The organism is Actinomadura rubrisoli, from assembly GCF_004349215.1.
Taxonomy (GTDB): Bacteria; Actinomycetota; Actinomycetes; order Streptosporangiales; family Streptosporangiaceae; genus Spirillospora; species Spirillospora rubrisoli.
Map to the genome: position 1 here is coordinate 1 of NZ_SMKU01000133.1, position 23,944 is coordinate 23,944.

The window sequence follows — 23,944 nt, forward strand, 5'->3', positions numbered from 1 at the left end:
GGTGCGGGGTCAGGGAAGATGGGCTCGTGGTGATGGCGTGCCGGGGCGATGGCCGGACGAGAGACGTGCTGCTGGCGATGCTGCTGGCGGGGGGCGCGGGCTTCGCGGCGGGCATGTGGCCGGGGGTGCGGCAGTTCGACGTGTTCGGCGCCGTGCTGCTGGTCGGCGTGCACGTGCCGCTGGTGGTGCTGCGGCGGTGGCCGGGGGCGGCCCTGACGGCGCTGGTCGTGGCGGCGCTGCCGTACCACCTCATGCAGTACCAGCACCATGCGCTGGTGCCCGCCGAGGTGGTCGCGCTGTTCGGGTACGCGGTGCTCGGACGGCGGGTGCGGATCGTCCTCACCGTGGTCGGGGCGCTGCTCGGGACGTGCGTGGTCGGGATGGCGATGCGGGCGGGCGGCAGCAGCGTCCGGGAGCAGATCGCGGTGGTCGAGGCGGTCGTCGCCATCGCCATCGCCGTGCAGGTGTGGCGGAGCCACCGGGCCCGGGTCGCGGCGATCACCGAGCGGGCCGAGCGGGCGGAGCGGACGCGGGAGGAGGAGGCGCGGCGGCGGGTCGCCGAGGAGCGGCTCCGGATCGCGCGCGACCTGCACGACCTGCTCGCGCACAGCATCACGGTCATCGGGGTGCAGGCCGGGGCCGCCGCGCACCTGCTGCGCGGCGAGCGGCCGCTGGACCGGGACGAGCTGTCCGACGCCCTGACCTCCATCGCCGCCACGTGCCGGGAGGCGCGGACGGAGCTGCGCGGCACCCTCCAGGTCCTCAGGAGCACCGACGTCGGGTCCCCGGCGGAGACCCTGCCCGGGCTGGACGGGATCGCCGACCTCGTGCGGGCCGCGCGGACGGCCGGGCTCGTGGTCACCCTGGACGGCGAGGACGCCGGGCCGCTCCCTCCGGAGGTGGGCGTCGCCGCGTACCGGATCGTCCAGGAGGCGCTGACGAACGTGGTCAAGCACGCCGGGGCGAGCCGCGTGGCCGTCGGGCTGACCCGGGCGGACGGCGCGCTCGTCGTGCGGGTCGCCGACGACGGGCGCGGGCCGTCCGGCGGCACGCCGGAGGGCTTCGGTGTGCTCGGCATGATCGAGCGGGCGCGCAGCGTCGGCGGCACCTTGGACGCCGCGCCGGGGGACGGGGCGGGGTTCGTGGTCACGGCCGTGCTCCCGCTGAGCGTCCCGTCGGCCCGCACCCTCGGCTGAACAGGCACGCGGCCTGGCGTGCGGCGGTCATGGCCCGAGTCGTCCCGACAGATATCGCGCGGCTCGTTCTCCCGAGGCGAGAGCCGTGTTGGTGGAGGCGAGCCCGAAATAGTCGCCGGCGAGAACGATCCGGGAATCGCCGGCCCTTCCTCTGGACGACTCTTGCAGGGCCCGGAACGTCCCGGGGCTGCGCAGGGGGACGCAGCACGGCTCGAATCTGGTGACGCTGGAGAAGACGACCGTGCCGCTGATCCCCGGCGTGATCTTTTCGAGCTCCTTCAGCGTGTGCGAGGTGATCTGATCATCGCTCTCGTGGAGGTGTTCCTCGCACCACCGCGGTCGCCAGTGCGCGCCCGCCAGCCCGCATCCCGGGGGGACCCGGCCGGTCGCCTTGTTGTGCTCCATGACCACGCCCACGAGGTCAGGCGAGGTGGACCGGGGAACGAGCAGCCACATGGCCGGCGTGGCCGGGGCCTTCGAGAGACCGAGATGGGTCACGACATACGCCGACCGGGAGAAGCCGTTGAGCACCTCGCGGCGTTCCGGCGCGAGCTGGGGGTGGATCCCGCTCACGTCCTTCACCGGTACCGCGATGACGGCGGCGTCCGCGCGGTCGGTGCGTTCCGGGCCGGCGCCCTTGCTCCAGGTGACCGTGACCTCGCTGCGGGCCTCCTCGACGGATCGGACCTCGGCCGACAGTTCGACGTGGAGTTGCCGGGCCAGGCCCCGGGGCAGGAACGCGACGCCTTCCGGCGAGGAGAAGAAGCCGGTCGGGAGCAGCCGCTCAAGGAAGAAGAGCAGGTGGACGACGGACAACTCGGCCGGGTCGGCGAAGTACACCTCGTTGCTCACCGGCTCGATCAGGAGGTCGATCGCCTCCGGCCCGAACCTGCGGTCGGCGTACTCCTGGATGCTCTCCCGGTCAAGGGACGCGCATCCGGAGAGGTCGTCCCAGCGCAGGGACGACCGGTGGCGCTTGGCCGATATGGCCGCCCGGAACAGCCCCGCCTTCGAGCGGGGGCCGAGGAGGGACGAGCGCGGAAGGCCCAGCCTCGACGCCAGGTGCAGATGATGATGGACGCCGCCGTCGACGATGCTCGCCAGATCCGAGCTCGGCTGAACGGACGACGCCAGTCCGGCATCGTCGACGAGCCGCCGCATCGCCGTGTAGGCGCTGGGCAGCAGTGAGGCGGCGACGTCGAAGCGGTACCCCTGGCGCTCGGCCGTCACCATGCGGCCGCCGACCTGGTCGTCCTTCTCCAGTACGGTGACTTCGTAGCCGCTCTGGGACAATCGGTAGGCGGCTGAAAGCCCGGCGATTCCACCGCCGACGACGATGACGCGGCGGCCTGATCGGTTCGGGACCATCTTGGCTCCTAGCCGCTCACGACGAACAAGACCCATAAGAAGCGCCCTAGGGTTGCGCCCCCAGCCGATGGGTGCGTTCCTCCCACACCCCCATGCGCGAACGCACGGCTGTGAGCGCATACAGCTTCGCCGTATATCCCCATGCGGCCAGAGTGGCGTCGAAGAAGTCGCCGATCCTCAGGGTGACGTCGTCCAGCCCGGATCCCGCCCTGATCCGGCGATGCCATTCCCGCATCGTGATTCCGTACTGGGCGGTCAGATCGGTGAGCGTGCACACGCTGAAGCCCGCGTCCTCAAGGTGGCCGACCAGCTCCGACGCGACCGCCATCGCGGTGTATCCGTAGAGCTCGACGGCGCGCCTGCTCGCCGGCCGGGACGCGAACTCGGCGCGGACGCCGCGGCTGCGGTAGCAACTGGCCGACACGTACAGCCTTCCGCCGCGCCGGAGTTCCCTGTACGCCTTGGCGATCGGGCCGCCGTGCTCCGGCATGTGCTCGATGACCTCTTCCATGACCACCGCGTCGAAGCGGCGGTCGCCGAGCCCGAGGTCCTGGTAGCCGCCGCACCGGATCTCGACCCGGTCCGCGACGCGGGCGAGCCGGGCGGCGGCGCGGACGTGGCCGGCCTGCACCCGGGACGGTGTCACCGCGGTCACGCGGCAGCCCAGGGACGACAGGTAGAGGGTGATCGCGCCCCATCCGCAGCCGACGTCCAGGACCCGCTCACCGCCGTCCAGTCCCAGCAGGTCCGCGATGAACCGCAGCTTCGCCTCCTGGGCTTCATCCAGCGTCTCGGTCCCGGTGGGGTAAAGGGCGCAGCTGTACTTCGTCCGCCGGTCGAGGAACGTCCCGAAGACCTCGGGAGGCAGCTCATAGTGCCTGTTGGTGGCCTCGGCCGCGGCGTCTGAGCCGATGATCGGGGAGGGCCCCGCGCCTTCCATGGTCAGCCCTCGGCGTCCTTGAGCGCCGCCAGCACCAGATCGGTCATGTCCCCGATCGTTTCGGTGTCGCGGACGGCGTGATCGTCGAACTCCACGTCGTACCGGCCTTCGAGGGCCGCCACCACGCGCATGAGCCGGATGGATTCCGCGCCCGGGATCAGGTCGAGAGGGTCGGATGCCGTCAGGTTGAGGTCGCCGGGGAGTTCCAGTTCCCTCCGGAGCTCCTCGCACACGGCCTCGAACGCCTCGTCCCGATTCACCGGAACCGCCGTATTATCCGTCGTCCCCATGGGGCCTCACTCACCATTCTTTATCGCGTTGCGCTGGGGCGCCGGGTCGAAAGGCGCCGGGGTGTCTATTCGGTTGCGAGACGGTGCTTGGCGAGGGTGCGCTGCCACTTCCCGCTGGTCGTCCTGGTCAGCCACCGGGCTCCGACGACATGCACTCGGACGGCGGGAACCCCCAACCCGCGGACCACCCGGGCGCGCACCTGGTCGGCGAGCGCAGGGCGGGCGCACTCGGGCTCCTTGGTCTCCACCACGACGCAGAGTTGCTCTCGGCCGTCGGGAGCGGTGTCGGCGAAGCTCACGCAGCGCTTTCGATAGAGCCCGGGAGTCTCGCGCGCGATCTCCTCGGCGTCTTCGGGAAAGAAGTTCCTGCCGTTGACGATCGCCATTTCCTTTCTGCGCCCGGCGATGAACAGATCGGATCCGCGGGTGAACCCGAGATCGCCGGTGCGGAACCACTCCCCGTCGAAGGAAGCGCGGGTGGCCGCCGGGTCGTTGTAGTAGCCGTCCATCACCGATGGCCCGGAGATCTGGATCTCACCGAGCCCTCCGTCCGGGCAGGGACGTCCGTGATCGTCCAGGACGCGGAGCTCCATCCCCGCGACGGGCCGTCCAACGGAGACGAGCGCCTTGGCGTTGGGCTCGTCCGCCGGCACCGGGCGGGCCCTGCGCGTGCGGCTCAGCTCGTCGCGGTCGATGTGGACCGTGGCCGGAGGATCCCCGGGGCGCGGGAAGGAGATCGCGAGGGTCGCCTCGGCCATGCCGTACACGGGGTACATGACCGAACGGCGGACTCCGGCGGGCGCCAGCCGTTCCTGGAACTCCCGGACGACGGATGCGGAGACCGGCTCCGCGCCGTTGAAGGCGAGGCGCCAAGCGGACAGGTCGAGCGCCGCGAGCTCCTCGGGACCGACGGCGCCCAGCAGCAGCTCGTATCCGAAGCTCGTCCCGGTGCTCAGACTGCACCTGTGCTCGGAGAAGTAGCGGAGGAACTCGCCGGGTCGCCTGATGTAGCCCATCGGCGAGAAGAGATGGCAGTCGCTCCCGTTGAGAAGATTCGCCAGCAGCCCGAACAGGCCCATGTCGTGAAAAAGGGGCACCCACTGGGCGAGGGTGTCGGCCGGCGTCAGCGCGGACGACTCGACGATCGCGCGCAGCCCGGCCATCGCGGTCCGGTGGTGGAGCCGCACGCCCCGAGGCCGCCCGGTGCTTCCCGAGGTGAACTGCACGATCGCCAGATCGCCGGGCGCGACGCTGGGCAGCCGTTCCCGTCCGGATGACGCCGGCGGAGGCTCCAGAACCCGGGGTGTCTCCGCCTTGCGCGCGAGTTCAGCGAGCGCCGGGTCACAGATCACGTGGTGGACGCCCGCCTCCGCCACGATGTTCCGCATCCGCCTGGCCGCCGCGGGTTCGTCGGAGAGCTTGGACGGTGCCGGCAGTACGGTCACGGCCGCCCCTGCGCGCAGCACTCCGAACAGGTTGATCAGGAACATCGGAGTGGTCGTCATCAGCAGGCCGACAAGGTCTCCCGGCTCGACTCCCTCCGCGAGGAGCCCGGCGGCGCAGCGCGTGGCCGCGTCGTCCAGGGCCGCGGCGTCGATCCGCTTCGAGGTCTCTGGAAAGCGCACCCCGACCGATGGCGAGGTGCGGGCGAGGCTCCGCAGTGCCGCGTCCAACGTCTCGCCGGAATCGCACAAGTGTTGAACGGCCATGAACTCGATACTGCGCCGGCATCGGGGCGCCGGCAGATAGGACCAAGGTCCTATGCCCAGGTCCCACACCGCCGGATTGACTGGACTTGCCGGCATCCGGCAGAGCGGTCCCGCATCGGACCCGTATCGGGGCCGCGAGCCACCGGGACAACGGACGGGAAACCGAGTCGGACATGGGCGAAGCAGATTCGCAAGCGGTCACTCGGGAGGCCGCGGTAGAGGCGACCAACCGGCACTACGATCTTCCCCCTGACCTCTTCAAGACCTTCCTCGATCGGCGGATGAAATACACCTGCGGCCTTTATGAACGCGGCGACGAGAGCCTCGACGAGGCGCAGGAGGCCAAGATGTGCTTCATCGCCGAGTCCCTGGCTCTGCGGGGCGGTGAGCGCATTCTCGACATCGGCTGCGGGTGGGGCGGCCTGTGCCACTTCCTCGCCGAGCGGTATGGGTGCACCGTGGTGGGCGTAACCCCATCCCGGGTACAGATCCGGCACGCGCGCGACGACGCCGAGCGCCGGGGCCTGACCGGCCGCTGCGAGTTCCACTGCGGGTCCGTCTACGATCCGGACCTTCCCGGCCGTCGCTTCGACGGCGTCGCCCTGGTCGGTGTGATCGAGCACATGCCCGACCATCGCGCGGCGCTCACGGCGGCGACCCGCGCGTTGAGGACCGGCGGCCGGCTCTACCTCTCGGCGAGCTGCTTCCGGAACCGGGGCATGTTCGAGGAGTACGGCACCCGTCCGGCCAGTCGTCACGTCACGGACACCGTCTTCGGATTCGGAGTGCTGCGGCCCCTCTCCGAACTCCTGGACGCCGCGGAGAGCGCCGGCCTGAGCCTGAGCACGATCGCCGATCTCACCCCTCACTACCTCCGCACGATCGACGAATGGTCGGCCCGGGTGGCCGCCCGTCGAGAAGAGATCGATGCCATGCGCCCGGGGATGGCCGAAGAACTGCTGAGATACTTCGAGACCGCGAACGTGGGCTGGGGCCGCACCACCAAGCACTACGCCTTCACCGGAATACGCGCCCGGATGGGCGAGGCGGTGGTCGGCCTATGACGAGGAGCTCTGGACAGGGCACGAGTGCCGGGACGCCCGCACGGTCCCTGCCGATCCGCGACATCCGCGCGGCCGTCGGGCCGGCGGTCCAGCGGGGTGCCGATCGGACATGGAGCCTGGGCGACCTCGACTGGCCCGCGATCCGGCCGGACGCCCTCACCGAGGACGATCGGTCCGTGGTCCGGTTCATCACCTTCATCGAAGACCACATCCCCGGGTACCTCACCTGGTTGCTGGACGCGTTCCCGATCGTGGGCGAGGACATCGGGATCGATGACTTCTGTGCGAATCGCGAATACTTCCGGTTCTTCGTCACCTGGGCCGCCGACGAGGAGCGCCACGCGGCGGCGCTGACCCGCTACCAGGTCGAGGCCGGCATGGCCGAGACCGACGATCTTCTGCGCGAGCTCGCGGCCGAGGGACGCAAGCGATTCGAGCTGCCCTACGAGCACCCGCTCCAGGCCTTCACCTACACAATGATCCAGGAAAAGGCGACGCAGCTGTTCTACCAGCGGTTCAAGGCGGCCGCCGCCGAGCCGGTGCTGCGGGACCTGCTGCGGCGGCTGGCTCGGGACGAGGCTCGCCACTTCGCGCTCTACGGCCAGCTCGTTGAGACCTACCTGCGCCGTGGGCAGGTCCATGCCGTCCCGCACGTCAAGGATGTGCTGAGCACCTTCCGGATGCCGTTGTCCGAGACCCTGACCGGGTACCGGCGATGGTCACTCCAGGTGGCCGACTCCGTGGGCTATGACCACACGGAGGCGTACGAGGCCCTGGAGCGCCTGGTGAGAGACGTTGTCAACGCACCGGGCGCGCTGGACGATGACGGCCTGATGTCCATGGTGGCCGCGATCCGGCGGCTTCCCTGACCTGGACCTCGAAGGACTCATCGCCTCGTCCTGGGACCCGCGTCCCGGACTGGAGCGCCGGGAACCTCCGGCTCGGCGATGGCGGGCGCGCCGGAGCGGAGCGCGATCAGCGCCGCCTCCATCCGACATCCCACACCGAGCTTGGCGTAGATCGACCCCAGGTGATTCTTGACCGTCTTCTCGCTGATCCCGAGCGTCCTGGCGATCCTGCGATTGGACAGGGCCTCGGCTACCAGCACCAGCACCTGGTTCTCTCTGGAAGTCAGCGGTCGTCCGTAGTCCTCCAAAGGAAGGGCGTACATCGTCGTGGCCATCGTGAATCACCTACCTCTTGCCCGTGCGTGTCGGTGGATTATCAGGGGACACCCCGGGCTGCGGACGATGGAATCGGCGGCGGCGAATCGGCAGACCTCGGCGGCGCAGGCGCCACGCTTGGAAATGGATGAGTGCGATGGTCCGGTAGGCGGCCAGCGGATGGGTCAGCAGAAGCCTCCATCGTGCGGCCGGCGTCGGCACCGCGGTCCCCCTGAGCGTGACGGTCAGAGCCGTCTGCTCCCGTTCACCCGTCTCCTCCGCTGCTGCCGGACGGGCGGCAGGGCGGCGCAGAACGAAGCTGACGGCCAGCCGGGCCTGATCCAGCCGGAACCTCACCAGATAGCGGCCGTCGACGGGGAACAGCGGTGACACGTAGAACTCTTTCGCCATCACCGCCCGCCCGTGATCATCGGGGTGGAGAAGGTAGCAGTGGCGCTCGCCGAACGTATTGCGGACCTCGCTCACGACCGCCGCCAACCGGCCGCGTTCGTCGTGGCACCAGAAGATCGTGACCGGATCGAAGACGTACCTCAGCGCCCTGGATTGGGCCAGCATCACGATCCTCCCGCCATGGAGGTCCACTCCGTTCAAGGCGAGATAGCGATCCAGATTCCGGCGCAGCGAGCAGTCCGGGTCCCCCAAATGGTCACCGGATCGAAAGCCGAGGAGCACCGAAAGCGGCCATGGGGGACGAGGAGGATCGTCGAGATCCACCAGCCAGGAAGCCAGCCGGTAGGCGAAGCGGTGGTCCACGCCTTCATGCCGGTGATGGACCACCTCGCAGTCGAACAGGACCGGAGTGCGGACGGCGGCGCTCGGAGCGGGCTTCATCATCGGATCGGCCGTGCTCACGACCACGTGGCTCCCAGCGCGCCCGCGGCCCGGACTCCGGATGCGCAGCCGTCCTCGTGGAAGGCCCAGCCGTGGTACGCCCCGGCGAAGGCCAGGCGAGGCGAGTTCAGGCTGGGCAGGCGGCACCTGGCGTCCACGCTCCGAGGGGTGTGGACGGGATGCTCGTACACCATCCGGGCGAGCGTCCTGTCCTCACGGACCCGTCCCGCCGGATTGAGCGTCACCACGTAGTCCACGGGTCCCGCGATGCCTTGCAGCCGGTTGAGGTGGTAGCTGATCAGCACGTGGGAGTCCGCGGCGGCACCGGGGACCCGCCGGACGTTCCAGGAGGCCCGCATCCTCGGCTCGTCGGGCAGCAGCGCCGCGTCGGTGTGGAGCACCGTTTCGTTCGCCACGTAGGGGATCGCCCCGAGCAGCGAACTCTCCTGGGCAGTGGCGTCGGCCAGGAGCCGTAGCGCCTGGTCCGAGTGAACCGCGACCACGGCGCGGTCGAACGTGTGCACCTCGTCCGCCGCGTCGCGTACCTCGATCCGCTCGCCGAGCCTGCGGATCACCTGCGCCGGCCGGCCGCAATGCACTGTCGGGAGCCGGGTGGTGATCCGCCGTACGTACTCCCGGCTGCCTCCGACCACGGTCCGCCAGCGCGTCGGCGGCCCGCCGGGCAGCAGCCCGTGGTTGTCAAGGAAGCGGAAGAGGTAGTGGGCCGGGTACTGCCGCGCCGCGGCCGAGCCGCACGACCACAGTGCCGAGACGAGCGGCAGTACGAGATGCTCGGCGAAGGTCACCGAGAACCCGTGCTCCTCCAGCAGGTCCCCGACGGTGACGGTGGGCTCCACCGGTTCGTCCAGGCTGCCTGCCGCCAACCGGGTGAAGGTCTTCATCTCCGCGCCCAGGGCCCGCCAGGCCGAGGCGGACAACGCCGCTGGACGGACCGGAAGACCGCGCAGAGCGCTTCCGGTGAGATAGGCCATTGAACACTGCTCGCAGGTCAGGCTCATCGACATGTCCGAACCCCTGGTCCTGACGCCGAGCTCGTCGAGGAGGCAGACCAGATGCGGGTAGTTGCGCCTGTTGAACACCATGAAACCGGTGTCCACCGGAATCGACCCGCCGCCGGGGGCCGGCACATCGTGGGTATGGGCGTGGCCGCCCGCCCGGGGCTCCGCCTCGAACAGCGTCACCTCGTACCTGCGCTGCAACAGGTACGCCGCGGTCAGCCCGGCCACCCCCGCCCCGATCACGACCGCGGTGGCCCCGCGCGCTCCGACCGGTTCTCCTGTGCCCGGTAACGCGTTCCTCCGCATACTTACCAGTACGCGACCGTCCAAATGAGCTTGGAAGAGCTCGCAAAAGCGGAGCTGTTGAAAGTTCCAGAATGTTGAATGCGCCCCTCCGTGAGATCGCTGCGAGACCGCTCTGATCCGCGAAGCGGTGGTGGGCGGAAGACCGGCCGGGAGCGTCAGCGCGCGCCCTCCGCCAGCAGGTAGAGCAGGCCGCAGAGGGTGGAGGCCGATCCGATCTCGCCGCGCGCGGCGAGGGCCGGGACGTCGGCGAGGGGGACCCACTCGATCCGCTCGGCCTCCACGTCGGTGGGGTCGCCGATCCGCTCGGCGCCCTCCGCGCTGAAGATGTGGTGGACGCCGTCGTGCAGGCCGGGCGACGGCGGCACGTGCAGGACGCGGCGCAGCGGCCCGGCGCGGTAGCCGGTCTCCTCGGTCAGCTCCCGGGCGGCGGCCTCGCCGGGGTCCTCGCCGTCCTCGATCCGCCCGCCGGGGACCTCCCATCCCCAGCGGTCGGTGATGAACCGGTGCCGCCAGATCAGCAGCGCCCGCGCCCGGTCGTCGACCGCGATCACGCCCGCCGCGGGGCGCACCCGCAGGAGGTGGTGGTCGAACCGGCGGCCGTCCGGCAGCTCGACGTCGGCCAGCCGCACGTTCATCCAGGGGCTGTCGTAGATCGATCGTTCCCCGTGCACCGTCCATCGCATGCCTGGACGCTATCGGGGGCTTTCCAACCCTTACCGGTAGGGTCAAGCTCTAGGGACAGGGGAGGCGAGCGCTTCGGTGAGTGCTGAGGTCGGCAGGGCGCCCGGGCAAGACCGCGTCTTGACGGTGCCCAACATCCTGAGCCTGGCGCGGCTGGTCGGCGTCCCGCTGTTCCTGTGGCTCGTGCTGATCGAGGCGGACTGGTGGGCCCTCGGCCTGCTGGTGTTCGCGGGGCTGTCGGACTGGCTGGACGGCAAGCTGGCGCGGCTGCTGAACCAGACCAGCCGGCTCGGGATGGTGCTCGACCCGGCCGCCGACCGGCTCTACATCTTCGCCACGCTCATCGGCCTCACGGTCCGCGACATCGTCCCGGTGTGGCTTGTCGTGCTGCTGGTCGCCCGGGAGGTCGCCATCGCGCCGATCGCGGCGATCGTCCGGCGGCTCGGGTACGGCGGGACGCTGCCGGTGCACTTCATCGGCAAGGCGGCCACGCTTTGCCTGCTGTACGCCTTCCCGCTGCTGCTCCTGGGCGACCATGACGGAGGGGCGGCGACCGCGGCGAAGGTGATCGGATGGTCCTTCGCCATCTGGGGGACGGCCCTGTACTGGTGGGCGGCGGTCCTCTACTGGGCGCAGACGCGGCAACTGGTGCTGGCCGGCCGCGGCTCGCCACCGGCCCGCGCGCCGGGCCCCGCGCCGGATCCGGGCGCCCCGCCCGGCGCGGATCCGTCGGCCGGCGAGCAGAAGGGAGCTGAGACCCCCCGATGAAGGCCGTCGTGATGGCGGGAGGCGAGGGGACGCGGCTGCGTCCCATGACCGCCAACCAGCCCAAGCCACTGCTCCCGCTCGTCAACCGGCCGATCATGGAACATGTGCTGCGGCTGCTCAAGCGGCACGGGTTCGACGAGACCGTCGTCACCGTGCAGTTCCTGGCGGCGCTGATCCGCAACTACTTCGGGGACGGCGAGGAGCTCGGCATGTCGCTGAGCTACGCCACGGAGGAGATCCCGCTCGGCACCGCGGGCAGCGTCAAGAACGCCGAGGAGGCGCTGCGCGACGACCGGTTCCTGGTGATCTCCGGGGACGCGCTCACCGACATCGACCTGACCGACATGGTGCGCTTCCACGAGCGGAACGGCGCGCTGGTCACCATCGGGCTCAAGCGCGTCCCGAACCCCCTGGAGTTCGGGATCATCATCGTGGACGACGAGGGCCGCGTGCAGCGGTTCCTGGAGAAGCCGACGTGGGGGCAGGTGTTCTCCGACACCGTCAACACCGGCATCTACGTGATGGAGCCGGAGGTCCTCGACCACGTCGCGGCGGGCGAGGTCGTCGACTGGTCCGGGGACGTGTTCCCCAAGCTGCTGGCCGAGGGCGCCCCGCTGTTCGGGTACGTCGCCGACTGCTACTGGGAGGACGTCGGCACGCACGAGAGCTACCTCAAGGCGCAGGCCGACATGCTGTCGGGGCAGGTCGGGATCGACCTGGGCGGGTTCGAGATGTCGCCGGGCGTGTGGGTCGCCGAGGGCGCCGAGGTGGACGCCGAGGCCGTCCTGAAGGGCCCGCTCTACATCGGCGACTACGCCAAGGTGGAGGCCGGGGTGGAGCTGCGCGAGTACACGGTGCTCGGCAGCAACGTGGTGGTGAAGGAGGGCGCGTTCCTGCACCGCGCCATCGTCCACGACAACGTGTTCATCGCGCCGTCGACGAACCTGCGCGGCTGCGTGATCGGCAAGAACACCGACATCATGGCCGGCGCCCGCGTCGAGGAGGGCGCGATCGTCGGCGACGAGTGCGTGATCGAGGCGGAGGCGTACGTCTCCAGCGGGGTCAAGGTCTACCCGTTCAAGACGATCGAGGCGGGCGCGGTCGTCAACACCAGCGTGATCTGGGAGTCGCGGGGGCAGCGCAACCTGTTCGGGCCGCGCGGCGTGTCCGGGCTGGTCAACGTGGAGATCACGCCGGAGCTCGCGGTACGGCTGGCCAGCGCGTACGCGACGACGCTGAAGAAGGGCACGACGGTCGTCGCCGCGCGCGATGTGTCCCGCGCGGCGCGCACGCTGAAGCGCGCGGTGATCGCCGCGCTGACGGCCAGCGCGATCAACGTCCAGGACCTGGAGTCCACCCCGCTGACCGTCGCGCGGTTCGAGACGGGACGGGCCGACTGCGCGGGCGGCATCTACATCCGCACCACCCACGGCGACCCGCAGGGCGTCGACATCGTCTTCCTCGACCCCGACGGCGCGGACCTGTCCCAGGGGGCGCAGCGCAAGCTGGAGCGCGTGTTCGGCCGCCAGGAGTACCGGCGGGCGTTCCCCGGCGAGATCGCCGAGCTGACCTACCCGCCGCGCGTCGTGGAGACCTACACCCGCGACCTGCTGCGCTGCGTCGACATCAGCGGCGTCCGCGAGGCCGGGCTGAAGATCGTCCTGGACAGCGCGGGCGGCACCGTCTCGCTCGTCCTGCCGAACCTGCTCGGCACGATGGGCGTGGAGGTCCTCACCCGCAACAACGGCCTGGACGAGGCGAACCCGACCGAGACGCTCGCCGAGCGCATGCGCGACCTGGAGCGCCTCGGCGAGCTGGTGTCGTCCTCGCGCGCCGCGTTCGGCGTCCGGTTCGACCCGGTGGGGGAGCGGATCTCGCTGGTGGACGAGAACGGCGAGCTGGTCGGCGACGACCGGGCCCTGCTGGTCATGCTAGACCTGGTCGCCGCCGAGCGGCGCGGCGGCCGGGTGGCGCTGCCGGTGACCACGACGCGGGTCGCCGAGCAGGTCTGCAGGTTCCACGGCGTGCGGGTCGAGTGGACCTCCACGTCCCAGGACGTGCTCACCAAGGCGGCCGCGCACCCCGACGTGATCTTCGCGGGGGACGGGCGGGGCGGGTTCCTCATGCCGGAGTTCAGCGGCACGGTCGACGGGATCGCGGCGTTCGTCCGCCTCGTCGGGCTCGTCGCCCGGACGCGGCTGACGCTGTCCCAGATCGACCGGCGCATCCCGGACGCGCACCTGCTGCGCCGGTCCGTCCCGACGCCGTGGGCGGCGAAGGGCAGCGTCATGCGGCACGTCGTGGAGGCCGCCGGGAGCCGGACGGTCGACACCACCGACGGCGTCCGCGTCGTCGAGGACGACGGCCGCTGGGTGCTGGTCCTGCCGGACCCGGCCGAGGCGGTCACGCACCTGTGGGCCGAGGGCCCGGACGCGGACGCCGTCCAGGAGACGCTGGAGGAGTGGGCCGCGGTGGTCGAGCGCGCGGGCACCTGACCAAGGGCGTGAGAACCGGGCAAGGGCCGAGACCTGGGCAGGGTCTCAGCAGCGTTCGCGGGGTTTGAGGCCGGTGGCGTCGGGGGCGCGGCGGGCGTAGGCGGCGTCCAGGAAGGCGACCAGGCGCTCGACGTCCGCGACGTTCGACACCAGGCCGAGGGACGCGCGGACGGCGCCGCCGGTCGGCAGGCCGAGCAGGCCGAGGTAGTCGTCGAGGGTCCGCACGCGGCGGTTCGCGGTCTCGCGTAGCGCCCGCTCGGAGATCGCGAAGGCGCCCTCGCCCGCGCCGGGGTTGCAGAAGCAGCCGGTGCGGACGGAGATCCCGGCGGCGGCGGTGTCGCGCGCGACGATCCGCTCGTCCACGACCCGGCCGCGGCGGTCGAGCACGTTGAAGGCGACCGTGCCGCCGCGCCGGGCCGTGCCGTCCGGCCCGTACAGCAGGACGAGGGGCGAGCCGTCGGGGTGCCGCAGGCTCGCGAGGCGGTGCAGGAGCCAGGACGTCAGGCACCCGACGCGGCGGTGGATCACGTCCATGCCGATGGCCCCGACCCAGTCCAGGCCGAACTCCACGTCGGGGATGGACAGGAAGTCGAGCGTGCCGTCCTCGAAGGCGCTCTCGTCGCCGGCGAGGACGTGCCAGCCGCCGAGCGCGCTCGCCGCCCGGATCGTCCCGCCCGCGAACCAGGGGCGCCGGAGCCGGTCGAGCGCGTCGCGCCGCGCGATGAGGCTGCCGACGCCGGTCGGGTAGCCGAACACCTTGTACCAGCTCACCGGGACGAAGTCGGGGTGGACGGCGCCGAGGTCCAGGCGGTTGGCGGGGACGAACGCCGCCGCGTCCAGCAGCACGTCGTAGCCGCGCTCGTGGGCGAGGCCGATCCAGTCCAGGGGGTGCTGGACGCCGGTGAAGTTGCTCTGGGCGGGGTAGACGAGCAGCCCCCGCCGCCTGGCGAGCGCCGCGCGGACGTCCGCCTCGGGGACGCGCAGGTCCGGCAGGCGCACCGGCAGGTGGACGACCTGCGCGCCGCGCGCCCTGGCGAACTCCCTGATCCCGTTCACCGAGTTGTGGTTGTCGCCGGTCAGGACGAGCCGGGCGCCGCGCCGGAACGGGTACGCCTCGCCGACCAGCCGGCACGCGCCGGTGGCGTTCGGGGTGAAGATGACCGCGTACTCGTCCGGGGAGGCGTTGAAGAACGCCAGGATCGCCGCCCGCGCCCGCTCGACCAGGGCGGTGGACGCGCTGGAGGTGGGGCTCTCCGTGTGCGGGTTGCCGTAGAAGTGGGCGAGCAGCCGCTCGGCGTGCGCGCGGATCTGCGCCCGCGCCGCGACGCCCGCCCCGGTGTAGTCGAGGTAGACGTGCCCGCGGGCGTCCAGATGCGGGTACTCGGCGGCGCGCAGCTCGTCCAGGCGCCGTGTCGAGGCGTACTCGGGGTGGGCGTCCGGCATCGCCCCGACGAAGAAGTCGGATGAAGCACCCATCGTGCACCCCCCCGGGCCCAAATGACGGCACTTCCCACTAGTAACGGTCCAAAATCGGTTGGGCGTCGGCAAGGGGGCGGTATGGCCAAAATTGGTCCGTCAGGGGGCGTTTGGGGTCCGACGGACCAGAATGAGGCCCGTGACCACGAGGAAGATCACTGTGAATCCGGCGAGAAGCGCCCAATCGACGGCCGCGGCCCGCGAGAAGGTGTCGCCGTAGGAGCCGAGCAGCGGCGGGCCGAGCGGGGAGCGCCCCGACGCCCACAGCCGCTCCACGCCGAGGGTGTGGCCCAGCCCCTCGAACGCCCACCGGTTCGACATCGCGAAGCTCAGCCACCGCCCGGGCGCGGCCATGACCGGGACGGGCAGGATCGCGCCCACGAACAGCACCTGCGGGAAGCACAGCATCGGCAGCGCCATCGTCGCCTGGACGGCATCGGTCACGGCCGCCGACACCAGCAGGCCCAGCGCCAGGGCCGCCAGCGAGCACAGCAGCAGCGTGGCGAGCAGCTCCCCGTACGTCCGCCACCCCAGGGCGGGCAGCCGGTCCAGCCCCCGCAGCACGCCGAGCATCAGCGCGTCCACCACGGCCAGCAGCGGCAGCAGCACGGCGACCTTCGCCAGCACGTACGGCCCGATCCGCAGGCCCGCGAGCCTCTCGCGCCGCAGGACGGGCAGCTCGGCGCAGATCTGCGGCAGCCCGTAGGTGAGCCCGAAGAAGAACCCGCCGAACGCGATCCAGAAAAGGATCATGACGGTCGCGCCGGGGCTGGGCGACTCCGGCGAGAACGCGCCCGGACGGAACAGGACGGCGAACATCGCCAGCACCATGAGCGGCGACCCGCCCAGGACGGCCAGCGTGAGCCGGTTCCGCGTCATCAGGTCCAGGTTCCGCCGGGTGAGCAGCGCCCACTGCGCGAACGCCCCGGCGGGCGCCCCCGCCGCGTCTCCGGCGGCCTCGGAGCCGCCTTCCCCGCCTCCGCTCTCCCGGCCTCCGCTCTCCTGGACTCCGCTTTCCCGGACTCCGCCGTCCTGCGCGCCGCCGAACCGGCTCGCCCAGTCGTGCGGCTCTCCGGCCCCGGCCAGGCGGACGTAGATGTCCTCGATCCCGTCGGCCTGGAACGCCTCACGCGCCGCGCCGGGCGGCCCGTAGAACGCCAGCGTCCCGTCCAGTGCGAGGACGGCCACCTGGTCGCACGCGGCGGCGTCCGGCGGGTGGTGGGTCGTGAGGACCACCGTCGTCCCCGAGTCCGCCAGGCCGCGCAGCAGCCGCATCAGGTCCGCCGCCGTCGCGGGGTCGAGCCCGGAGGTCGGCTCGTCGAGGAAGAACACGCGCGGCCGGGTGAGCAGCTCGACCGCGATGCTCGCCCGCTTGCGCTCGCCGCCGCTGAGCGACCCCACCCGCTGCCCGGCGCGCCCGGTCAGCGCGAGCGCCTCCAGCACCGCGTCCACGGCCCGCCCGGCGCGGTCCGCCGGGGTCCCCGCCGGGAGCCGCAGCCCGGCCGCGTACCGCAGCGTGCGCCGCAGCGGCATCTCCAGGTGGACGATGTCGTCCTGCGGGACGTAGCCGAGCCCGCGCCCGTTCCCGCCGCCCTTCCCGGTACCGTCCCCGTCGTAGCGGACCTCGCCCTCGGCGGGCGGCCGGATCCCGGCGATGGCGTCCAGCAGGGTCGTCTTGCCCGCGCCGCTCCCGCCGATGATCGCGACGAGCTCCCCGGAGCCGATCGTCAGCGACACGTCGCGCAGCGTCCGGCGGCCCCCGTCCACGCGCTGCCCGACCCCGCGCACCTCGATCATGTACCGCCCCCGCCCCTGGTCCCGCGGCTCCCGTTCCAAGAAAGATGAACGACTCCGCCTCCAGAGTCCAGGGACGCCCGGGTGACGGCCCGCTTCGGGTCAGTCCACCGAGATGTCGTCGGGCGCGGCGGCGGCGATCTCGGCGAGGACGCCGAGCGCCCGCGCCAGCGCGTCCAGCGGCGGGGAGGCGAGGCCGACGCGGACGGCGCGCGGCGCCGCGCCCGTCCCGACCACGAACGCGGCGGCCGGGGTGACGGCGATGCCGCGGCGCCCGGCGGCGGCGACGAACGTCTCCGCCCGCCAGGGCGCGGGGAGGTCCCACCAGCAGAAGTAGGAGGACGGGGCGGACCGGACGGCCGCGCCCGCGAGCCGTTCCGCGGCGATCCGCTGGCGGGCCGCCGCGTCGGCCCGCTTGGCGTCGCCGATCGCCGCCACGGTCCCGTCGGCGATCCAGCCGGACGCCGCGTCCAGCGCGAACCCGGTGGGCGCCCAGGCCCCCGAGCGCAGCGCGGCGGCGACGCGCCCGTACAGGGGCGGGGGAGCGACGGCGAAGCCGATGGTCAGGCCGGGCGCGAGGCGCTTGGAGAGGCTGTCGATGAGGATCGTGCGGCCGGGTGCCAGGGACGCCAGCGGCGGCGGCCCGCCGGTGAGCAGGAACGCCCAGATCCTGTCCTCGATCGCGTAGAGGCCGAGCCGGTCGAGCGCGCCGGCCAGGGCGGCGCGCCGCTCGGGCGGCATGGTCGTCCCGTACGGGTTGTGCAGCGTCGGCTGGACGTAGACGGCCCCGAGCGGCGCGCTCCGGTGGGCCTCTTCGAGGGCGCCGGGGAGCAGGCCCCGCTCGTCGCCCGCGATCGGGACGAGCGTGACGCCGAGCCTGGCCGCGATGCCCTTGACCACCGGATAGGTCAGCGACTCGACCCCCAGGCGCCCGCCGGGCGGGACCAGCGCCGCCACCGCCCCGGCGATCGCCTGGCGGCCGTTCCCGGCGAACAGCACGTCTCCCGGTGCGGGCTCCCAGCCGGGCGCGGCCAGCAGGGCCGCCGCCGCCTCGCGGGCGGGCGCGGTGCCCGCGACGCCGACGGGGGCGAGCGCCGCGTCCAGGACGTCCGGGCGCAGCAGGCGCACCATGCCCGGCGCCAGCAGGGCGCTCTGCCCGGGCACCACGGGGTAGTTGAGCTCCAGGTCGATCCGGGCGTCCGAGGGCTCGGCGAGCGCGGGGACCTGCGGGCGCTCGGCGGCGCGGACGAACGTGCCGCGCCCGACCTCGCCGACGACCAGGCCGCGCCGGGCCAGCTCCCCGTAGACCCGGCTCGCCGTGGAGCCGGCGATCCCGCGGGCGCGGGCGAACGCGCGCTGCGGCGGCAGGCGCTCGCCCGGGCGCAGCCGTCCTGCCGCGATGTCGGCGGCGACCGCGTCCGCCACCCGCCGGTAGTCCTCCATGACTCCCTCTTCCAGGATTGCACCGAGAGCAAAGTCAGTATTGCACTGAGAATGCTCCGAGATCTACAGTCGGCGCATCACCTGGACAGGAGTGCAATGATCTCGCTCGCCGCCGCGGCCGGCATGGCCGCCGTCGCCCTGGGGCTCGTCGTCAGCCCCGGCCCCAACATGATCTACCTGGTGTCCCGGTCGGTGACGCAGGGCCGGCGGGCGGGCCTGGTCTCGCTCGGCGGCGTCACCGCCGGGTTCGCGTTCTACGTCCTCGCCGCCGTCGCCGGGATCACCACGGTCTTCACCCTCGTCCCGGCCCTGTACACCGCGCTCAAGCTGGGCGGCGCCGCCTACCTGCTCTGGCTGGCCTGGCAGGCCGTCCGGCCGGGCGGGGCCTCCGCGTTCGCGCCGCGGGACCTGTCGGTCGACCCGCCGCGCCGGCTGTTCGCCATGGGCCTGGTCACCAACCTGCTGAACCCCAAGATCGCCGTCGTGTACGTGTCGCTGCTGCCCCAGTTCATCGACCCGGACCGGGGCGGCGTCGCCGCGCAGAGCCTGCAGCTCGGCCTCGTCCAGACCGCCGTCGCCGTCACCGTGAACGGGCTGATCGTGCTCGGCGCGGGCGGCATCGCCGCGTTCCTGGCGCGGCGGCCCGGCTGGCGGCGGGCCCAGCGGTACCTGATGGGCTCGGTACTCGCCGGGCTCGCGCTCCACATCGGCCTCGGCCGCACCCGGGCCGCCGTCGCCTAACGGACGGTCACGCGGGCACGCGCTCCCGCTCGGGCGCCGCCGGGAGGGGCGCCGCCCGGACGCGCAGGACGCGGGCGGCCCACCCCGGCAGCCACCAGTTCCACCGGCCGAACAGCGACACCAGCGCCGGGACGAGCAGCGCCCTGACCACGGTCGCGTCCAGCAGGATGCCGAGGCCGAGGCCGGTGGCGAACACCTTGACCTCGATGATGGGCGCCGCGGCGAGCGAGGCGAACGCCATGAACAGGATGAGCGCGGCGCTGGTCACGAGCCGCCCGGTCCGGCCGAGCCCCTCGACCACGGCCGCCTCCGTGGACCCGGTGCGGTCGTACTCCTCCCTGATCCGGGCGAGGATGAACACCTCGTAGTCCATCGACAGCCCGTAAAGGAACGCGAAGACCATCGCCGGGGTGAACGCGGCGATCGAGCCGGTGCCCGAGATGCCCCAGATCAGGTCGCTGCCGTGGCCGAGCTGCCACACCAGCACGATCGAGCCGAGGACGGCCGCCAGCGACAGCAGGTTGAGCAGCACCGCCTTGAGCGCCAGCACCAGCGACCGGAACGCGCGCGCGAGCAGGACGAAGGTCAGCAGGCAGATCAGCGCCAGCAGGAGCGGGAAGGCCCCGTACACCTTGGACACGAAGTCCAGGTCGGCCGCCGTCCCGCCGCCCACCTGCGCCCCCGGCGGCACCGCCTTCCGCACGGCCCGGACGGTGTCCTTGCCCGCGTCCGTCCCGCCCTCGGCCTCCGGCACCACGGTGACCAGCGCGGAGCCGTCGCGCCGCCACATGCCGCCCGCGGGCGCGGCGACCGTGTGGACGCCGCGCACGCCGCGCAGCCCGTCCGCGGCCTTCCCCGCGTCCGTGCCGGGCGGCAGGAGCACGTCCACCGGCGTCAGGACCCCGGACGGCACGCCGGACCGCTGGAGCGCGGTGATCCCGTCGCGCGCGGGCCCCGACTTCGCCAGGGCGTCGCTGTGCGCCTCGCCGAGGTTCAGGCCCAGGGCGGCGAACGCGAGCCCTCCGAGCACGGCGGTGGCCGCCACGACGGCCGCCCACCGGACGCGGATGACCCGCCGCGTCCACGCCGTCCAGGCACGGCTCGCGCGGGACCCGTCGCCGCGCCACCGGGGCGCGGCCCGGTCCAGGAGGGGCCCGGCCGTGACCAGGACGACCGGGAGCAGCGTCAGCGTGGCCAGCGCGCTGACCGCCGGGATGATCATTCCTCCGTAGGCGACGCTGCGCAGGAACTCCACCGGGACCGCCACCATGGCCACGAGGCCGATCGCGACGGCGGCGGCGCTGAACACGACCGCGTGCCCGGCCGTCGCCATGGCCCGCCTGACCGCCTCCTCGCCCGCGTGGCCGTGCGCCCGTTCCTCCCGCCAGCGCGTCACCACCAGCAGCGAGTAGTCGATCGCGACGCCGAGACCGATGAGCGCCACCACGAACTGGACCATGAAGTTCACGTCCGTCACGCCCGTGATGGCGTAGACGAGCAGGAACGAGGTCAGGATCGACACGGCCGCGATGACGAGCGGCACCAGCGCCAGCAGCGAGCCGAACACGAACGCGAGCACGATCAGCGCGCCGCCCGCCCCCACGAGCGTCTCCATCAGGACGCTCGGCCCCTCGCTCCCCGCGTCCTCCGCGAGCCCGTTGATGCCGGTGACGCGCAGCGTCGCGCCCTCGGGCAGCTCCGGCCGCATCGCGTCGGCGAGCGGCCCGCTCAGGTCGGGCCCGTCGTCCATCCCGCCCGCGCCCCCGGAGGCGGGCGGGAAGACGAGCCCGAAGGTGGTGCGGCCGTCGCCGCCGGCGAAGCGGCGGTCGCCGGTGTCGCCGTAGGACGCCACGCGGGCGCCGATCCGCCGACCGCCCTCCGCGAACGCCTTCGCCAGCGCCGGACGCGCCTGCGGGGAGTCCACGGTGAGCCCGGACGGCAGGGTGACGACGGGGACGAGCGGCTTGTCCTCGCCGCCCGTCCCGTACGCGTCCACGATCGCGGTGTTGGCGTCGCGCGCCGCCGAACCGGGCGGCGCGAAGTTCTCCTTGAGCCGGTCGCCCACCTGCGTGACCGCGATGACGCCGCCGCATGCGGCGACCAGCCACAGGAGGGCGATGAGGAGTCGGTGCCGCAGCACGAACCCAGAGATTCCGTTCATGGGTCCACTGCAGCGGGCCGCTCTTCGGATCCTGTGCGAGCGTTCTGGGAGATCTCTGTGAAACGGCGTTCACAGAGATCTCTAAGGACTTCCCCACCGCGCGCACAGCGCCGACCAGGGAGACTGGGGTCCGTGACCGACGCCCCCACGAAGATCCTCGTCGTCGACGACGAGGCGTACCTGGCCGACCTGGTCGCGACCGCCCTGCGCTACGAGGGCTTCGAGACGGCCGTGGCGGGCTCGGGCGCCGAGGCCCTGGCCCGCATCCCCCGCTTCGGCCCGGACCTCATCGTCCTGGACGTGATGCTGCCGGACGGCTCGGGCCTGGACGCGTGCGCCCGGCTGCGGCGCGGCGGCTGCCAGGCCCCGGTCGTCTTCCTCACCGCCCGCGACGCCACCGAGGACAAGATCAGGGGGCTCACCGCGGGCGGCGACGACTACGTGACCAAGCCGTTCTCCCTGGAGGAGCTGATCGCGCGGATCCGCGCCGTGCTGCGCCGCACCCGCCCCGCCGGGCGGGAGCGCGACCGGCTGTCGTTCGCCGACCTGGAGATCGACGAGGACGCCTACGAGGTGCGGCGCGGCGGCGCGCTGGTCGAGCTGACCCCCACCGAGTTCAAGCTGCTGCGCTACCTGGTCCTCAACGCGGGCCGGGTGCTGACCAAGCGGCAGATCCTCGACCACGTCTGGCAGTACGACTTCGGCGGCGGCGACGGCGTCGTCCAGACCTACGTCAGCTACCTGCGCCGCAAGGTCGACCACCGCGACCCCCGCCTGATCCACACGGTGCCGCGCGTCGGCTACGTGCTCCGCCTGCCCCGGGAGGGCTGATGTCGCTGCGCAGGCGCCTCCTGGTGAGCCAGCTCGGCCTGCTGACCCTCGGGCTGGTCATCGCGGGCGCGTCCAGCTTCGCCGCGATCTTCGACTGGCGGTCGGGGACCGAGCACCGGCAGATGAGGACCATCGGCCGCGAGGCCGCCGCGGTCCTCGCCCAGCGCGGGGACGGCGGCGGCCTCGTCCTGCCGCCGGCGGCGGCCGACCTGGCGCGGCTGTGGCGCGCGGGCGGCGACGGCGGCGGGCTGCCGCTGTTCTTCCAGGTCCGCACGGCGGACGGCGGTGTCGCGCAGACCTACGCCCTCGCCGGCGACCCCCCGCTGCCGCGCGACCTGCGGCCCGGCCGGATCACGCGCGGCAACCCCGACGGGGAGCGGTTCGTCCGGGTGGAGGACCCGGCCGGCCAGGAGCACGACGCGGGGCCGTTCGGGGCCGGGGCCGCCGACTGGCTGTTCCGCACCGCGTGGGTCCCGGGCGGCGGGACGATCCTCGTCACCGCCATGCGCACCAGCGAGCAGGACGAGCTGTTCAGCCGGGCCTTCGGCACGCAGCTCCTCGTCACGGTCGCCGTGCTCTTCGGCGTCGGGCTGCTGGTGTGGCAGTCGGTCCGCCGCGCCACCCGTCCGCTGGAGGAGATCGCCGGGACGGCCGCGGCGATCGGGGAGGGCGACCTCGCCCGCCGCGTCCGCGTCCAGGGGCCGAGGACCGAGGTGGGCCGCCTCGCCAGCGCGCTCAACGGCATGCTCGCGCAGATCGAGTCGGCGTTCCGCGAACGCGAGGCGTCCGAGGACCGGCTCCGCCAGTTCATCGCCGACGCCTCCCACGAGCTGCGCACGCCCGTCGCCACCGTCCGTGGCTACGCCGAGCTGTTCCGGCGCGGCGCGGCCGACCGTCCCGACGACCTCGCCAAGGCCATGCGCCGGATCGAGTCCGAGGCCGAGCGGATGGGCCGGCTGGTCGACGAGATGCTGCTGCTGGCCCGCCTGGACCAGGGCCGCCCGCTGGAGCGGGAGCCGGTCGACCTGGCCGCGCTCGCCGCCGACGCCGTCGCCGACGCGGCGGCGGTCGAGCCCGGCCGCCCGCTGACCCTGGAGGCGCCCGGCCCGGTCGTCGTCCGCGGCGACGCCGAGCGGCTGCGGCAGGTCCTGGCGAACCTCCTGGCGAACGTGCTGCGCCACACCCCGCCGGGCACCGCCGCGACCGTCCGGGTGGGCGAGGTCGGCGGGGAGGCGCTCCTGGAGGTGGCCGACGAGGGGCCGGGCCTGCCCGAGGACGGCCGCGCGCGGGTGTTCGAGCGCTTCTACCGCGCCGACGCGTCCCGGTCCCGCGACCGGGGCGGCGCCGGGCTCGGCCTGTCGATCGTCGCGGCCGTCGCCGAGGCGCACGGCGGGCGGGCCCTCGCGGCGGGCGCACCGGGCGGCGGCGCCGCGTTCACCGTCGCCCTGCCGCTCGCCGGGCGGCCGCCCGGCGATGCGCGAGCCGGCGACCCGGGACCGGCCGGGCCGCCCTCCGATGAGGCGCGACCCGCCGGGGCGGAGCACGGCCGCGATCCCCGCTGATTTGCCGCCGCTTGCCATGATGGGGCCGTGATCGCACGACAGGACGACCCCGGATCCGGGGGCGGGGACCCCGGCGGACGGGGAT

General features: G+C 72.7%; 20 protein-coding genes. 8 read left to right on the forward strand and 12 right to left on the reverse strand.

Annotated elements, in window-relative coordinates; genetic code table 11:
• Positions 1-1,196, forward strand: a 1,196-nt coding sequence (locus E1298_RS23625; protein ID WP_207944798.1) for a sensor histidine kinase, incomplete at its 5' end; no start/stop codon positions are given.
• A 27-nt stretch (positions 1,197-1,223) separates the two neighbouring features.
• Here the strand turns inward: E1298_RS23625 and E1298_RS23630 are convergent.
• From E1298_RS23630 to E1298_RS23645, 4 genes are all read right to left on the reverse strand, one after another.
• Positions 1,224-2,564: a protoporphyrinogen/coproporphyrinogen oxidase gene (locus E1298_RS23630; RefSeq protein ID WP_165975624.1), complete on the reverse strand. Its 1,341-nt coding sequence runs from the start codon at positions 2,562-2,564 to the stop codon at positions 1,224-1,226.
• A 46-nt stretch (positions 2,565-2,610) separates the two neighbouring features.
• Positions 2,611-3,504 carry an SAM-dependent methyltransferase gene (locus E1298_RS23635; RefSeq protein ID WP_131896796.1) on the reverse strand — a complete coding sequence of 298 codons (894 nt, stop codon included), beginning with the start codon at positions 3,502-3,504 and terminating at the stop codon, positions 2,611-2,613.
• Between the two features lie 2 nt (positions 3,505-3,506).
• Positions 3,507-3,764, reverse strand: a complete 258-nt coding sequence (locus tag E1298_RS23640) for an acyl carrier protein (RefSeq protein ID WP_165975625.1) — start codon at positions 3,762-3,764, stop codon at positions 3,507-3,509.
• A 95-nt stretch (positions 3,765-3,859) separates the two neighbouring features.
• Complete coding sequence (locus E1298_RS23645) at positions 3,860-5,503, reverse strand: AMP-binding protein (RefSeq protein ID WP_165975626.1); 1,644 nt, start codon at positions 5,501-5,503, stop codon at positions 3,860-3,862.
• 173 nt (positions 5,504-5,676) lie between these two features.
• Here E1298_RS23645 and E1298_RS23650 point away from each other — a divergent pair, with 173 nt between their 5' ends.
• On the forward strand, positions 5,677-6,567 hold the full coding sequence (locus tag E1298_RS23650) for an SAM-dependent methyltransferase (RefSeq protein WP_131896802.1): 891 nt from the start codon (positions 5,677-5,679) through the stop codon (positions 6,565-6,567).
• Positions 6,564-7,436 (forward strand): acyl-ACP desaturase, encoded by an 873-nt coding sequence (locus tag E1298_RS23655; RefSeq protein WP_131896804.1) that lies wholly within the window; start codon positions 6,564-6,566, stop codon positions 7,434-7,436. The genes E1298_RS23650 and E1298_RS23655 overlap by 4 nt, the downstream gene beginning before the upstream one ends.
• 17 nt (positions 7,437-7,453) lie before the next feature.
• Here E1298_RS23655 and E1298_RS23660 read toward each other — a convergent pair whose 3' ends face one another.
• The 4 genes from E1298_RS23660 to E1298_RS23675 all read right to left on the reverse strand — a co-directional run bounded on the left by E1298_RS23660 (position 7,454) and on the right by E1298_RS23675 (position 10,590).
• On the reverse strand, positions 7,454-7,750 hold the full coding sequence (locus tag E1298_RS23660; RefSeq protein ID WP_131896806.1) for a response regulator transcription factor: 297 nt from the start codon (positions 7,748-7,750) through the stop codon (positions 7,454-7,456).
• Between the two features lie 10 nt (positions 7,751-7,760).
• On the reverse strand, positions 7,761-8,603 hold the full coding sequence (locus E1298_RS23665) for a DUF1365 domain-containing protein (protein WP_131896808.1): 843 nt from the start codon (positions 8,601-8,603) through the stop codon (positions 7,761-7,763).
• The gene (locus E1298_RS23670; RefSeq protein ID WP_243725756.1) at positions 8,600-9,844 is read right to left on the reverse strand and encodes an NAD(P)/FAD-dependent oxidoreductase; all 1,245 of its coding nucleotides are present in this window, start codon (positions 9,842-9,844) and stop codon (positions 8,600-8,602) included. Before E1298_RS23670 ends, E1298_RS23665 begins: the two co-directional genes overlap by 4 nt.
• A gap of 218 nt (positions 9,845-10,062) precedes the next feature.
• Positions 10,063-10,590: an NUDIX hydrolase gene (locus tag E1298_RS23675; RefSeq protein WP_131896812.1), complete on the reverse strand. Its 528-nt coding sequence runs from the start codon at positions 10,588-10,590 to the stop codon at positions 10,063-10,065.
• Positions 10,591-10,666: 76 nt separating this feature from the next.
• On the opposite strand from E1298_RS23675, the gene clsA reads away from it, so the two are divergent.
• Positions 10,667-11,356: a cardiolipin synthase ClsA gene (clsA, locus tag E1298_RS23680; protein WP_131896814.1), complete on the forward strand. Its 690-nt coding sequence runs from the start codon at positions 10,667-10,669 to the stop codon at positions 11,354-11,356.
• The gene (locus tag E1298_RS23685) at positions 11,353-13,851 is read left to right on the forward strand and encodes a mannose-1-phosphate guanyltransferase (protein ID WP_131896816.1); all 2,499 of its coding nucleotides are present in this window, start codon (positions 11,353-11,355) and stop codon (positions 13,849-13,851) included. Before clsA ends, E1298_RS23685 begins: the two co-directional genes overlap by 4 nt.
• Positions 13,852-13,896: 45 nt before the next feature.
• Here E1298_RS23685 and E1298_RS23690 read toward each other — a convergent pair whose 3' ends face one another.
• The 3 genes from E1298_RS23690 to E1298_RS23700 all read right to left on the reverse strand — a co-directional run bounded on the left by E1298_RS23690 (position 13,897) and on the right by E1298_RS23700 (position 18,564).
• Complete coding sequence (locus E1298_RS23690; RefSeq protein WP_207944799.1) at positions 13,897-15,327, reverse strand: aminotransferase class V-fold PLP-dependent enzyme; 1,431 nt, start codon at positions 15,325-15,327, stop codon at positions 13,897-13,899.
• 99 nt (positions 15,328-15,426) lie between these two features.
• Entirely contained in the window at positions 15,427-17,124 is a 1,698-nt protein-coding gene (locus tag E1298_RS23695; RefSeq protein WP_131896818.1) for an ABC transporter ATP-binding protein/permease, read from the reverse strand.
• A gap of 99 nt (positions 17,125-17,223) precedes the next feature.
• The gene (locus tag E1298_RS23700; RefSeq protein WP_131896820.1) at positions 17,224-18,564 is read right to left on the reverse strand and encodes an aminotransferase-like domain-containing protein; all 1,341 of its coding nucleotides are present in this window, start codon (positions 18,562-18,564) and stop codon (positions 17,224-17,226) included.
• Positions 18,565-18,660: 96 nt separating this feature from the next.
• On the opposite strand from E1298_RS23700, the gene E1298_RS23705 reads away from it, so the two are divergent.
• On the forward strand, positions 18,661-19,305 hold the full coding sequence (locus E1298_RS23705) for a LysE family translocator (protein ID WP_131896822.1): 645 nt from the start codon (positions 18,661-18,663) through the stop codon (positions 19,303-19,305).
• Between the two features lie 7 nt (positions 19,306-19,312).
• Here the strand turns inward: E1298_RS23705 and E1298_RS23710 are convergent, their stop codons facing one another.
• A complete protein-coding gene (locus E1298_RS23710) occupies positions 19,313-21,466 on the reverse strand; it encodes an MMPL family transporter (protein ID WP_131896824.1) in 2,154 nt (717 codons plus the stop codon).
• Between the two features lie 132 nt (positions 21,467-21,598).
• On the opposite strand from E1298_RS23710, the gene E1298_RS23715 reads away from it, so the two are divergent.
• Complete coding sequence (locus E1298_RS23715; RefSeq protein ID WP_131896826.1) at positions 21,599-22,297, forward strand: response regulator transcription factor; 699 nt, start codon at positions 21,599-21,601, stop codon at positions 22,295-22,297.
• Positions 22,297-23,859 (forward strand): sensor histidine kinase, encoded by a 1,563-nt coding sequence (locus tag E1298_RS51260; protein ID WP_279499065.1) that lies wholly within the window; start codon positions 22,297-22,299, stop codon positions 23,857-23,859. Before E1298_RS23715 ends, E1298_RS51260 begins: the two co-directional genes overlap by 1 nt.
• The last annotated feature ends 85 nt before the right edge of the window (positions 23,860-23,944 follow it).